Raw genomic sequence first — 14,589 nt, forward strand, 5'->3', positions numbered from 1 at the left:
TCAATACTGCTGACATAAAATGTCACTACTTAAAAAAGTATTATGAATTTCTAGTTAGCACCTATTAAGACTTCAAAATTAAAAAATATTTTTAAAACAAGTCAATCAACAAGTGCCCACACAGATTGTCTGATATATTGTTAAAGAGCAAAAAATAACGACGCACCGGTTTTTCTTAAGATTCACAACAGCGCGTCGTTGTGTGGGGCGTATTATAGGCATTTCAGACGCCTTTGCAAGATCTTTTTGTAAAAAAATGTAAATTTTTTTGCTATTTGCTTACAAACGCACCAACGTGACGAGAAAAAATCATTTTAAAACGGTAATTCCATCAAATCCCCAGAGAGCCAACGCTTGTTCTAATTGGTGTTTATTCTCTACGTCTTGCGTACAAAAAACCTGATTTTTCACCTCTAATTTTGACCGCACTTCTAATTTATCAAGTAAGAACTGCAACCGCTTGGCAATAGCGAATCCTGGATCCATAAAATTCTTCGCTTGAGGTAAGCAAATTTGAATTTCATCTTTAATTAAAGGGAAATGGGTACAGCCTAAACAAATCGTATCTAAATTCTCTATTGAGGCCCAGGGACTTAATTCATTTTTCAATGAAATCAAATCAACCGATTTCCCTTGGATTTTATGCTCTGCGATTTCAACCAATTTAGTTGAGCCTAACCGTTCAACCACACAATGGGAGGCAAACTGATGGATAAGCTCATTAACATAAGGGCGTTTAACCGTCCCCTTTGTCGCCAATAGTCCAATATGTTTCGTTTGTGATATTTCTGCCGCCGGCTTAATGGCAGGTACGGTGCCCACAATAGGAATAGAAAATTGTTCACGTAAAGGCGGTAACACCACCGTACTCGCGGTATTACAAGCAATCACAATGGCATCAAGTGGATAATTCCGATTAATTTTTTTACAAATACCCAATGTTCGCTGAATAATTGTTTCTTCTGATTTTTCTGAATAAGGAAAGCCAGCATTGTCAAAGCAATACAAATAATGGTTATCTGGCATCAGCTTTTTCGCTTCGCGATAAACGCTTAAGCCCCCCATTCCAGAATCAAAGAAAAGTACCGTTGATTTATTCATTTATAAAACTCTTTCCAAAATAACCGCACTTTAGGCATTCGAATAAATTTCTCGATTATTTAGCCAACGGCGGATTAAACTTTCTGCCACATCCGGATATTTTACAATTAATGCCTTAGCATAATATTGAACTGTTGGGATCATTTTACGATCGCGCATTAAATTCGCCACTTTAAATTCGGCAATTCCCGTCTGTTTGGTGCCTAACACCTCACCTGGACCGCGAATTTCTAAATCTTTTTCCGAAATCACAAAGCCATCTTGGCTATCACGCAATACCTGTAAACGTTTTTGCGACACTTTGCCCAACGGCGGTTTATACATTAAGACACAAAAAGACGCCGTACTGCCACGCCCTACTCGTCCACGTAACTGATGGAGTTGTGATAAGCCCAAACGCTCTGCATTTTCAATGATCATAAGACTGGCATTCGGCACATCCACGCCCACTTCAATCACGGTTGTAGCCACAAGCAAATCAAGTTCTGCATTTTTAAAGGCAGCCATAATATCTTGTTTTTCTTGCAGTTTCATTCGTCCATGTACAAGACCAATTTTAAGCATCGGCAAGGCTTTTGTTAAATCTTCCCAAATTGCCTCGGCTGCTTGCGTTTCTAATACTTCAGATTCATCAATTAAAGTACAGACCCAATAAGCCTGACGTTTTTCATTAATACAGGCGTTTTTGACTCGAGCAACGATTTCATCACGACGCTCTTCTGAAATAACCACTGTCGTAATCGGCGTTCTGCCTGGTGGCAATTCGTCAATAATCGACGTATCAAGATCAGCATAAACCGTCATCGCTAATGTTCTTGGGATTGGTGTTGCAGTCATAATCAGTTGATGGGGATAAAATCCTGCTTTTTCACCTTTTTCTCGCAACATTAACCGTTGATGCACCCCAAAACGATGTTGTTCATCAATAATCACCAAGGCTAAATCAGCAAATTCCACTTCTTCTTGGAATAAAGCATGTGTGCCCACCACCATTTGCACAGCACCCGATTTAATCTTTTCCAATTCGGTTTGGCGAGCTTTCCCTTTCACCTTACCCGCTAACCAGCCTACTTCAATACCAAAAGGTTCTAACCAACGGCGGAAATTATTGGCATGCTGTTCCGCTAAAATTTCCGTTGGTGCCATTAAAGCCACTTGTTTGCCATTATCAATCGCTAATAAGGCGGCTAATGCTGCTACCAATGTTTTTCCTGAACCTACGTCGCCCTGAACAAGTCGCATCATTGGATAATCTTTCGCTAAATCCTGTTCAATATCCACCACGACTCTATTTTGGGCATTCGTTGGTTGAAAAGGCAAAGATGCAAGAAAACGTTGCTTCAAATCGGTTTGATAATGCAATGGCAACGCTAAAAACTGCTGCGTACCCAACCGCACTTTTTGCATCGCAAGATTATGTGCAAGAAGCTCTTCAAAGATAAGTCTTTGCTGTGCGGGATGTTGCCCTTTCTCCAAAACATCTAATGAGATATCTGGCGGTGGACGATGCAAAAATCGAATAGCATCCTTTAGGCTAAAAGGATGTGGATTAAATTCATTAGGTAAAATTTCCGTTAATTGGATTTTGCCGAGTAAAGCCAATGCTTGATCGGTTAGCTTACGTAATGAATTTTGTTTTAAACCTTCCGTTGTGGAATAGATAGGCGTGAGCGTTTCCTCTAAAACCAATGGCGCATTATCTCGTATGATTTGATATTCAGGATGATGAATTTCCGCCATAAAGCGTCCACGTTTAATTTCACCAAACGCTTTGACGCGCGTACCAATCTGAAAACTGTTTTTCATCCCCGCATTAAAATTGAAAAAACGGAGCATAATCTTGCTCGTTCCATCAGAAAGACTGACGGTTAAAATAGGACGGCGCCCAAACGCGACTTCACAGGTTTGGACAACGCCTTCAATGGTGGCATATTGTTCAGGACGAAGATCGGCAATGGGTGTAATTCTCGTGCGATCTTCATAACGGATAGGTAAATGAAAAAGCAAGTCTTGGAGATTATGAATTCCAAGACGGCTTAATTTATCGGAGATTGCCGCGCCAACACCAGATAAAGTGGTTAGAGGAACGGCATCGAGAAGTTGCGTACTCATTATGCTTCATTAATATTGCGCTTCAAACGAATCACACTGGTAATTTGTTTGATTTTTCGCATAATGTTTTCTAAATGATAGATATCTCTCGCGCCAACTTGGATAATGACTAATAGCAGATTATTCTCTAATTCTTCCGTCCAAATACTTTGAATATTACTTTCACAAGTCGCGACCGCTGTCATGAGACTACCTAATACATTTTGTTCATTAAGCATTTCAATGTGTAATTCGGCATCAAAATTAACCGCACTTTCAGCCTCTTCCCATTTTGCCACGGTGAAATCTTTGGCATTGCTTGACGTTAAATTAGAACAAGCTTGATGATGTACAACCACACCTTTCTTCGCAGTACTTAATGCCACGATCGGATCACCCGGAATTGGATGACAACATTGAGCGAAAGACGCTTTCATTTCGCCATCTCGGCTTAACATTAGCGTACTTTGTGTGTTTTCAGACACACCATCCACATCAATTTCAATAGCTTCATCCATTAATTGATGCGCAATGACACTCGACATTTGATTACCTACGCCGATTTCCTCAAAAAGCTCATTGAGGCTTGAGAGATTCAATTCATTCAGTACTGCTTGGATTTTCTCTTCAGAAACTTCAGAGAGATAATGAGGTTTCAGAGCCATTTCTAGCTGTTTTTTACCAGTTTGAACGGCATCATCTGCACGCAATAATTTTAAGAAATGACGAATACGGGTTCTTGCGCGAGCCGTCACCACAAAGTTTAGCCAACTAACACTTGGATGAGCATTTTCACTGGTCACAATCTCAACGGTTTGACCAGATTCTAAGGCTTGTGATAACGGATAAGGTTTATGCTCTACTACTGCCGCAACACAATGATTTCCCACATCAGAATGCACTGCATAAGCAAAATCGACAGCTGTTGCGCCCATTGGTAATTCAACGATACGACCTTTCGGCGTAAAGACATAGATTTCTTTCGGGAAAAACTCAGATTTTACGTTCTCAATAAACTCAAAGGAGTTACCCACGTTTTGTTGAATATCCACTAAGCTTTGCAACCAACGTTGTGCGCGTACTTGAGCTGTGGTGCTATCGTTTTTACCACCTTCTTTATACACCCAATGGGCGGTAACGCCCATTTCAGCAACCTGTTCCATTTCTTCAGTCTGAAGATGAACTTCTACGGGTACACCGTGAGGGCCTATCATCGAGGTTTGTAGTGCTTGGTAGCCATTTGCACGTGGCACGGCAATATAATCTTTCACTTTACCTGGGCGGGGCTTATACAAACTATGCATTTGCCCCAACCCGCGATAGCAATCATCAACCGAATTCACAATAACGCGGAAAGCATAAATATCCATAATGGAATGGAATTTCTGATCTTTCATGCGCATTTTTTGATAGATTTTATAGAGATGTTTTTCACGTCCCCAAATACGACTTGGAATACCTGCATCCTCAAGACGTTGTGAAATATCATTAGAAATACGTTGGATTAATTCTTGACGAGAACCGCGCGCCTGTTCGACAAATTTCTTAAGTACTTCATAACGGCGAGGATGCATTGCTTCAAAAGATAAATCTTCTAATTCATTCTTGATATGCTCGATGCCTAAACGGTGGGCTAATGGACAGTAAATCTCTAGGGTTTCTTTTGCGATACGACGACGTTTATCTGGACGCAATGATCCCAACGTTCGCATGTTATGGGTACGGTCAGCCAGTTTGATTAAGACGACCCGAATATCTCGAGTCATCGCTAAAATCATTTTGCGAAAGTTTTCAACCTGTGCTTCTTGGCGGGTACGGAATTTCAATTTATCTAGTTTCGATACGCCGTCAACAATTTCGGCTACGCTAGCGCCAAATTCATCTTTTAATTGGGATTCGGTATAAGGAGTATCTTCGATAACATCATGCAATAATGCAGCCATGATTGCTTCATGGTCTAAATGCATTTCCGCAATAATTGAAGCTACTGCAACAGGGTGAGTAATGTAAGGTTCGCCGCTTGAGCGAAATTGTCCTTCGTGAGCATCTCGCGCAATGACGAATGCACGTTTGATTAATTCAATTTTATCGGCGGGCAAATACCCCTGAATAATTCGATCTAAATCTGCAAACAATTCCAAAGGACACCTGACTTTTTGTAGAGAGAAAGACTAGGCGATCAAAATACTTTAATTTTGACCGCACTTTAATGAGATTATTCTGCGATTAACGCTACTGCCACTTCTTCGTTACGTTGAGAAGCTGCCGCATCTAAATACTCTTTTGCATCCATGATTTCTTGGTTGATTAACCCTTTTTCGATTTCACGTAATGCGATTACAGTTGGTTTATCGTTATCTTCCGGCACTAACGGTTCACTTTGATGTAACTCTAATTGTCTCGCACGACGAGCGGCGGTTAAAATTAAATCAAAACGGTTACCAATTTTTTCTACTGCATCTTGCACAGTCACTCGAGCCATGTTTTACTCCGATGTTAAAAATAATGTCTATAAAGGGAAAATATTGTACTCAATTCAAGGTTATTTTGCTAGTAGCTGATGAATTAAGTCTGCATTTTCTGTTTGTTGATAAGCTTTAGTCAAGCGTTCTGCCTGCAAAATGCTTTGTAAATCTGCCAATGCCTGTTCAAAATTATCATTCACAATAACGTAATCATATTCATCATAATGCGAAATTTCGCTGATTGCTTTTGACATTCGCTCAGCAATAACCTCTTTGCTATCCTGTCCGCGCCCAACCAAGCGACGCTCTAATTCTGGCAATGACGGTGGCAAAATGAAAATACTTTTTACAGACGGTACTTTTTGACGAATTTGCTGCGCACCTTGCCAGTCAATATCTAAAAACACATCAATGCCTTTTGCTAAGTTTTCTTCAATCGCTGGCAATGAAGTGCCGTAATAATTACCGCCAAACACTTTTGCATATTCTAAGAAGTGGCCTTTTTCAATTAAGGTTTCAAATTCTTCTACTGAAACAAAATAATAATGCACACCATGACTTTCACCTGGTCGAGGTGAACGCGTTGTGTGTGAAATAGATACCATTTTTTTCGTGCCTTGATTTTTTTCTAATAACGCGGAAATTAATGATGACTTGCCCGCCCCACTCGGTGCAGAAAGAATATATAAATTACCTTGAGACATAATTGAAACCTCTTATTGTTGTTTGTTTTTATTATACAAAAAGAAAATGAAAAGTGCGGTCAAATTTTCATTTGTTTTACCAAATTGTTAAAAAGTGATCGAGATCACAAAAAAGTGGTATATACCCTTTTTTTTATCAAAATGCCCATGCTATAATCCATGAGAACTCGTTAGAGCAACGATTTTGTTTAACTTAAAAAAATAGAAGGTGAAAATCTTATGGCTATTAAAATTGGTATCAACGGTTTCGGCCGTATCGGTCGTATCGTATTCCGTGCAGCACAACATCGCGATGACATCGAAGTTGTAGGTATCAACGACTTAATCGACGTTGAATACATGGCTTACATGTTGAAATACGATTCAACTCACGGTCGTTTTGACGGTACTGTTGAAGTTAAAGACGGTAACTTAGTCGTAAACGGTAAAACTATCCGTGTTACTTCTGAACGTGATCCTGCAAACCTTAACTGGGGTGCGATCGGCGTTGATGTTGCAGTTGAAGCAACAGGTTTGTTCTTAACTGATGAAACAGCACGCAAACACATCACTGCTGGTGCGAAAAAAGTCGTATTAACTGGTCCTTCTAAAGATAGCACACCAATGTTCGTACGTGGTGTAAACTTCGGTGCATACGCAGGTCAAGACATTGTGTCTAACGCTTCTTGTACTACAAACTGTTTAGCACCTTTAGCACGTGTTGTTCACGAAACTTTCGGTATCAAAGATGGTTTAATGACTACTGTTCACGCAACCACAGCGACTCAAAAAACTGTTGATGGTCCATCAGCTAAAGACTGGCGCGGTGGTCGTGGTGCATCACAAAACATCATCCCTTCATCTACCGGTGCTGCGAAAGCTGTTGGTAAAGTATTACCAGCATTAAACGGTAAATTAACAGGTATGGCGTTCCGTGTTCCTACTCCAAACGTTTCTGTAGTTGATTTAACTGTAAACTTAGAAAAACCAGCAACTTACGAACAAATCAAACAAGCAATCAAAGATGCAGCTGAAGGTAAAACTTTCAACGGCGAATTAAAAGGCGTTTTAGGTTACACTGAAGATGCAGTAGTTTCTACAGACTTCAACGGTTGTGCTTTAACTTCTGTATTTGATGCTGATGCGGGTATCGCATTAACTGATTCTTTCGTTAAATTAGTATCTTGGTACGATAACGAAACTGGTTACTCAAATAAAGTATTAGACTTAGTTGCACACGTTTACAACTACAAAGGCTAATCAAAATACCTAAAAAATTAACCGCTCTTTTAGAGCGGTTTTTTTATTTCCAATCCATTTCACTTAATCAATATTTTTAAATTCTTTATTTCTCATCCGGAGATAAAAATAGAAAAATAAATATGTCTATTATTTATTCTATATTCACAAAATAATAACATTTCACTAGATTTTAAATTTATTTCGTTTATATTAGCGTACAGTTGTTCGCTCAAATAAGGCTTATATGAATTTAGAACGTCATTTCGTCAATCGAATTCGCCAACAGGCAAAAACTCGTCAAAATGCAACCGCACTTCGCCATAAAATTAATGGCTTGTGGAAAGATATTTCGTGGAACTCATTCCAACAACAGCTTGATCAGCTTTCATTAGCTTTTCTTGCTTGCAATATTCAAGTACAAGATAAAATTGCGATTTTTGCACACAATATGTCACGTTGGACAATCGCTGATATTGCAGCGCTTCAAGTCCGAGCTATCACTGTTCCAATTTATGCAACCAATACGGCACAGCAAGCTGAATTTATTTTAAATCATGCCGATGTCAAAATTCTGTTTGTTGGTGATCAAGAACAATATGACCAAGCGTTAGAAATTGCACATCAGTGTCCACAATTACAAAAAATTGTGGCCATGAAAGAACAAATTCAACTGACAGAAACTACCCTTTCCTGCCATTGGGACGATTTAATTCAATTAGGTAAAGCCGAATTTCAGACTGAATTTGAAACTCGCTTAGCAAATAAAACGATGGATGATTTATTCACGATCATCTACACCTCAGGCACAACAGGTGAACCGAAAGGCGTAATGCTCGATTACAATAACTTAGCGCATCAACTTGAAGCCCATGATATTGCATTAGATGTTAATCAAGATGAGGTTTCACTTTCTTTTTTACCATTTAGTCACATTTTTGAGCGTGCTTGGGTTGCCTATGTGTTACATCGCGGAGCAATCCTTTGTTATCTCGAAGACACCAATCAAGTACGTGAAGCATTAACGGAAGTGCGTCCAACTTTTATGTGTGCAGTACCGCGTTTCTATGAAAAAATTTATTCTGCTGTGCTTGATAAAGTACAAAAAGCGCCTTTTATTCGTCAAATGATTTTCCATTGGGCAATTGCAGTGGGGCAAAAACGTTTTGATCTTCTGTCTCAAAATAAAAAAGCCCCGTTTTTCTTACAAAAACGCTATGCACTGGCCGATAAACTAGTACTTTCTAAATTACGATCATTGTTAGGCGGACGCATTAAAATGATGCCTTGCGGTGGCGCAAAATTAGAGCCAAGCATTGGCCTTTTCTTCCATAGCATTGGGATTAATATCAAACTCGGTTATGGTATGACAGAAACCACAGCTACCGTCTCTTGCTGGGATGACTATCATTTTAATCCGAATTCTATTGGTAAATTGATGCCAAATGCCGAAGTTAAAATTGGTGAAAATAATGAGATTCTGGTGCGTGGTGGCATGGTAATGAAAGGCTACTATAAAAAGCCAGAAGAAACGGCCCAAGCCTTTACGGAAGATGGCTTTCTGAAAACGGGAGATGCTGGTGAGTTTGATGCTGAAGGTAATTTATTTATTACCGACCGTATTAAAGAATTGATGAAAACCTCTAACGGCAAATATATTGCGCCACAATATATCGAAGGTAAAATCGGCAAAGATAAATTTATCGAACAAATTGCGATTATTGCTGATGCAAAAAAATATGTTTCAGCGTTGATCGTGCCTTGTTTTGATAGCGTAGAAGAATATGCGAAAAAACTAAATATTAAGTATCAAGATCGCATGGAATTGCTCAAACACTCTGACATTATCAAAATGTTTGAACAACGTATCGAAAGTCTTCAAAAAGAACTGGCACACTTCGAGCAAGTGAAGAAATTTACGCTACTCTCTCAGGCATTTAGCGTCAAACTTGGTGAAATCACGCCTACGCTCAAATTACGCCGAAAAGTAATTATGGAACGTTATCATCATATCATTGATTCGATGTATTCCAACAATAAAGAGAACAAGGAAAATAAAGAATAAAAAAAGTGCGGTGAATTTCACCGCACTTTTTATTTTGATGAAAAGGATTTATTCGACTTCTACCAGCACACCTTCTTGGTGAGGTTTCAATACGCCAACCTCGCTAAGCTCGATACCGGCTTTTTCCGCAATCTCTAAGATTTCCGCTTCACTTTCAGATTTAACCGCAATCAACAAGCCACCTGAAGTTTGAGGATCGCAAAGTACCGCCTTTTGATAATCCGTAAGAGGACCAATTTTATGACCATAGCTTTCAAAGTTACGGTTGGTTCCACCTGGTACACAACCTTCAGCAATATAATCCGCTACGCCATCTAATAATTTGATTTTATCAAAATGCACAACCGCATTAAGATTTGAGCCTTCACAGATTTCAGCTAAATGTCCTAATAAACCAAAGCCAGTGACATCCGTCATGGCGGTTACACCATCAACTTCCGCAAATTGGCTACCAATCAGGTTCATTTGACACATGGCTGCCGTTGCTAAGCCTTGATGTTCTGGTTTTAACTTACCTTTTTTCTCAGCAGTAGTCAGCACGCCGATACCTAATGGTTTGGTTAAATAAAGCTTACAATTTGCTTCTGCTGAGGCATTACGTTTTACACGTTCGGTTGCAATAACGCCCGTTACAGCTAAACCAAAAATGGGTTCTGGCGCATCAATCGAGTGTCCTCCAGCAAGGGAAATTCCCGCTTGATGACAAGCAAAACGGCCACCATCAACTATTTTTTGCGCCACTTCTGCCGGTAATTTATTAATCGGGAAACCTAAAATAGCAATCGCCATAATTGGTTTACCACCCATTGCGAAAATATCGCTAATGGCATTGGTCGCCGCAATACGGCCAAAATCAAAAGGATCGTCCACAATCGGCATGAAGAAATCTGTCGTACTGATAATTGCAGTACCATTACCAAGATCATAAACCGCTGCGTCATCCGCTGTTTCGTTCCCGACCAATAAATTCGGATCGGTAAATTTCTCGATTTCTGTCTGTAAAATTGTCCCTAACACCTTAGGCGAAATTTTACAGCCTCAACCTGCGCCGTGGCTGTATTGTGTTAAACGAATCTCATCCGTCATGCTAAATCCTTACTAAAATCACATACCTTTTAAGCGAAAAGTGCGGTCAGAAAATTTGGCGTTTATGACGCTAACTTCTCCACTTTCGCTTGTTTAATCATATTATCGCTGACTTCCAAAATCGTAATTTTCAAGCCATCAATTTCACAAACCGTTCCTTCATCAGGAATATCTTCAAGATGCTCAAGAATCAAACCATTAAAGGTTCGAGCGTCTTCTGTATCTAATTCCCAACCAAACATTTTATTTAAATCACGAAGATTCGCCGAACCTTCAATAATCATTGAACCATCAGATTGCTGAACAACTTCTTGTTCAATGGTCGGTGCTGTAGTGGTTGTAAAATCACCCACAATTTCTTCTAAAATATCTTCAAGAGTGACTAACCCTTTGATATCACCGTATTCATCTACCACTAAACCGATACGTTCTTTTTTCGTACGGAAATTCGCTAATTGTGTTTTAAGCGGGGTACCTTCAGGAATGAAATACACTTCATCGACAGCGCGTAATAAGGTTTCTTTGGTAAATTCATTTTTTTCTAATAACAAACGAAACGCTTCACGCACACGCAAAATCCCTAATACTTGCTCATCAAGGCTGCCTTTATACAACACAATTCGGTTATGTGGTGCATGATTAAGTTGGCGCATAATGGCTTTCCAATCATCATCGATATCAATCCCAGCAATTTCATTACGTGGTACCATGATATCGTCGACAGTCACCGTTTCCATATCTAAAATAGAGAGCAACATTTGTGGATGCTGTTCATCTGGAGTAGCTTCTCCCGCTTCCGATACAATACTACGAAGTTCTTCACGGCTAATCACTTGTTTTTGTAAATCAGGTTTTAAGCCGACCATTCGCATTAAGGTTTTCGTAAAAATATTCATCAACCAAACTAATGGATAGAACACTTTTAACAATAGCGACAAAATGTGACTTGAAAATAATCCCACTTTCTCTGGGTGCATCGCCGCAACCGTTTTAGGGAAAATTTCAGAAAAAACAAGCATTGCAAAGGTTAATAAACCTGTTGCGATTGCTACCCCCGCATCACCATATAAACGCATACCAATCATGGTTGCAATAGCGGAAGCACTGATATTCACAAGGTTATTAAAGATCAGAATAAAACTTAACAAGGTATCAGGCTTTTCAAGCAGTTTTTCTGCTTTTTGCGCGCCTTTATTGCCTTGTTCCGCCATAAAACGAAGGCGATATTTATTGAGAGAGAGTAATCCGGTTTCTGAGCCGGAGAAATAGGCTGATAAAACTAAACAAATAATGAGTGTAATAAATAAAGTACTAAGGGGGATACTGTCCAAGGGTAAATCCTTTTGTTCGTTAATCAACAAAAAGTGCGGTCATTTTCACCGCACTTTTTACCTGTTCTTTGATTTTGATTAAATCAAACGGCTGCCAAAATAGCCAATCGTGAGCAGAATGATACCCGAAATTGCGTAAATAATCATCCTTTTTCCACGCCATCCTAATCGCCAATGGCCAAAACAAGCAATACCAAAACTAATCCAAGCAAGGAAAGAAAAAATCGCTTTGTGTAGATTTTCTGGAGTCACGGCTTGCAACACATGATAAGTACCAGAAATTAAAGTGAGCGTCAGTAATGCTTCCCCCATCGCAAATAAACAGAAGAAATGACGTTCTACTGCCATCAATGGCGGAATTGCTGGCGAAAATTGGATTTTACGCTTTTTCAAATTGCGATCTAACCATACCAACTGGATCACATAAAGCGTTGCAATAAAACATACCGCGTAGGTAAAGAGCGACAAGCCGATATGGAACAACATCAACGTGTTCTGATTAAGCATTTGAATGATGTGGCTTGATAAGAATGTGGCAAAGATCAGGCTAATGATCGAAAACGCATACACTATCGGTAAAACAAACCACATTGTCGAAACGAGAAACATTGAAAGCGTCGCCAATGACGCAATAATGACGCTCATTAAGGAAGCGATTTGCATTAGCGTAAAACTTTGCCCTGAGGCAAGATCCTCTAACAGAGGGAACGTGCTGACTGCATGCAGAACAATTGCTGTAAGTGCGGTCAGAAAAAACGGGATTTTACTTTGACTCAACTTCCCTTCTGATGAGTTCATCAAAAATGGGGCGATCAACAATAAACTAAGAATGTAAAAAATAATCGAAAAAAGGGCAAACCACATAATGCTTTCTCTTTACTAGGAATTATTCTTATTTTAACGGATCTTTTCTCTAGATCGCCATAATTTTATTTGAAATGATGAAAAACGCCCAAATTTCGGTATAATCACGGCAATTTTTTAAGAAAAAACAGGATTTAAAATGTTTGAGAATTTATCGGATCGCCTTTCCAAAACGCTACGCAACATTAGCAGTAAAGGGCGTTTAACTGAAGATAATATTAAAGAAACGCTACGCGAAGTGCGTATGGCGTTATTAGAAGCTGACGTAGCTTTACCTGTTGTGCGTGAATTTATCGCCAAAGTAAAAGAAAGTGCGTTAGGCGAAGAAGTTAATAAAAGCTTAACGCCAGGCCAAGAGTTCTTAAAAATCGTTCAACGTGAACTCGAAAAAGCCATGGGTGAAGCCAATGAGAGCTTAAACCTAGCAACACAGCCACCTGCAGTTATTTTAATGGCGGGTTTACAAGGTGCGGGTAAAACCACCAGCGTGGGTAAATTAGCAAAATTCTTACGCGAACGTCATAAAAAGAAAGTGCTTGTAGTCTCTGCCGACGTATATCGTCCTGCAGCAATCAAACAGCTTGAGACCTTAGCACAATCTGTTGGTGTGGATTTCTTTCCATCTGATGTTAAACAAAAACCGGTAGAGATTGCAAAAGCGGCACTTGCTGATGCAAAACTCAAATTCTACGATGTGTTAATTGTCGATACGGCAGGTCGCTTGCACGTTGATACAGAAATGATGGACGAAATCAAGCAAGTCCATGCAGCGTTAAATCCAATCGAAACCCTTTTCACCGTAGATGCGATGACCGGTCAAGATGCGGCAAATACAGCAAAAGCCTTCAATGAAGCCTTGCCACTTACCGGGGTTATCTTAACCAAAGTGGACGGTGATGCGCGTGGCGGTGCGGCTTTATCTATTCGCCAAATCACCGGCAAACCGATTAAATTCCTTGGTGTGGGTGAAAAAACAGAAGCCCTAGAGCCATTCCATCCTGATCGCGTAGCATCACGTATTTTAGGCATGGGCGATGTACTTTCCCTTATCGAAGATCTGGAACGCTCAGTGGATCGTGAAAAAGCGGAAAAAATGGCACAGAAATTCAAGAAAGGTGATGATTTCACCTTAGATGATTTCCGTGAACAGCTCCGCGAGATGAAAAAAATGGGCGGTATGATGTCGATGCTTGAAAAATTACCGGGTGCGAAAAACTTACCGGATCATGTCAAAAATCAAGTAGATGACAAAATGTTCATCAAAATGGAAGCCATCATTAATTCCATGACCTTAAAAGAACGTGCCAATCCAGATATTATCAAAGGATCTCGCCGTCGTCGTATTGCATTAGGTTCCGGCACACAAGTGCAAGATGTGAATAAGTTGCTGAAACAATTTGACGAAATGCAACGCATGATGAAGAAAATGCGCAAAGGTGGAATGGCAAAAATGATGCGCGGCATGCAAGGCTTAATGGGCGGAGGCGGCTTAGGTGGCCTCGGTGGTTTAGGCGGCATGTTTAAACGTTAATCCCCCTCTACAAATAAAGTGCGGTCAAAAATCAATAGGTTTTTGGCCGTTTTTTTTATCTTTTTAGTTAGCATTTCCTATTACCCGATTAAATTACTCAGTTTTAGGTAATATTTTCATCATTTGATAGTCG

General features: G+C 39.7%; 11 protein-coding genes. 3 read left to right on the top strand and 8 right to left on the bottom strand.

Going from position 1 to position 14,589, the window contains the following annotated elements; translation table 11 throughout:
• Positions 1–309: 309 nt before the first annotated feature.
• From murI to gmk, 5 genes are all read right to left on the bottom strand, one after another.
• Positions 310–1,101, bottom strand: a complete 792-nt coding sequence (gene murI, locus INQ00_RS09450) for a glutamate racemase (RefSeq protein WP_197546894.1) — start codon at positions 1,099–1,101, stop codon at positions 310–312.
• A gap of 30 nt (positions 1,102–1,131) precedes the next feature.
• On the bottom strand, positions 1,132–3,213 hold the full coding sequence (gene recG / locus INQ00_RS09455) for an ATP-dependent DNA helicase RecG (RefSeq protein WP_197546895.1): 2,082 nt from the start codon (positions 3,211–3,213) through the stop codon (positions 1,132–1,134).
• Complete coding sequence (gene spoT, locus INQ00_RS09460; protein WP_197546896.1) at positions 3,213–5,333, bottom strand: bifunctional GTP diphosphokinase/guanosine-3',5'-bis pyrophosphate 3'-pyrophosphohydrolase; 2,121 nt, start codon at positions 5,331–5,333, stop codon at positions 3,213–3,215. The genes recG and spoT overlap by 1 nt, the downstream gene beginning before the upstream one ends.
• 74 nt (positions 5,334–5,407) lie before the next feature.
• A complete protein-coding gene (rpoZ, locus tag INQ00_RS09465; protein ID WP_005698386.1) occupies positions 5,408–5,674 on the bottom strand; it encodes a DNA-directed RNA polymerase subunit omega in 267 nt (88 codons plus the stop codon).
• A 60-nt stretch (positions 5,675–5,734) separates the two neighbouring features.
• The gene (gmk, locus tag INQ00_RS09470) at positions 5,735–6,361 is read right to left on the bottom strand and encodes a guanylate kinase (protein WP_041918290.1); all 627 of its coding nucleotides are present in this window, start codon (positions 6,359–6,361) and stop codon (positions 5,735–5,737) included.
• 219 nt (positions 6,362–6,580) lie between these two features.
• On the opposite strand from gmk, the gene gap reads away from it, so the two are divergent.
• Positions 6,581–7,600, top strand: a complete 1,020-nt coding sequence (gene gap / locus INQ00_RS09475; RefSeq protein WP_049363694.1) for a type I glyceraldehyde-3-phosphate dehydrogenase — start codon at positions 6,581–6,583, stop codon at positions 7,598–7,600.
• Between the two features lie 226 nt (positions 7,601–7,826).
• A complete protein-coding gene (locus INQ00_RS09480; RefSeq protein ID WP_197546897.1) occupies positions 7,827–9,644 on the top strand; it encodes an AMP-dependent synthetase/ligase in 1,818 nt (605 codons plus the stop codon).
• A gap of 48 nt (positions 9,645–9,692) precedes the next feature.
• Here INQ00_RS09480 and selD read toward each other — a convergent pair whose 3' ends face one another.
• From selD to INQ00_RS09495, 3 genes are all read right to left on the bottom strand, one after another.
• The gene (gene selD / locus INQ00_RS09485) at positions 9,693–10,730 is read right to left on the bottom strand and encodes a selenide, water dikinase SelD (protein WP_197546898.1); all 1,038 of its coding nucleotides are present in this window, start codon (positions 10,728–10,730) and stop codon (positions 9,693–9,695) included.
• A 62-nt stretch (positions 10,731–10,792) separates the two neighbouring features.
• Complete coding sequence (locus INQ00_RS09490) at positions 10,793–12,061, bottom strand: HlyC/CorC family transporter (RefSeq protein ID WP_197547531.1); 1,269 nt, start codon at positions 12,059–12,061, stop codon at positions 10,793–10,795.
• A 78-nt stretch (positions 12,062–12,139) separates the two neighbouring features.
• Positions 12,140–12,925, bottom strand: coding sequence for a cytochrome C assembly family protein (locus INQ00_RS09495; protein WP_197546899.1), 786 nt, complete (start codon positions 12,923–12,925; stop codon positions 12,140–12,142).
• 139 nt (positions 12,926–13,064) lie between these two features.
• Between INQ00_RS09495 and ffh the strand changes: the two genes are divergently transcribed.
• Entirely contained in the window at positions 13,065–14,456 is a 1,392-nt protein-coding gene (ffh, locus tag INQ00_RS09500) for a signal recognition particle protein (protein WP_197546900.1), read from the top strand.
• Positions 14,457–14,589: the final 133 nt, after the last annotated feature.

It is taken from the genome of Haemophilus parainfluenzae, from assembly GCF_014931275.1.
Classification (GTDB): domain Bacteria; phylum Pseudomonadota; class Gammaproteobacteria; order Enterobacterales; family Pasteurellaceae; genus Haemophilus_D.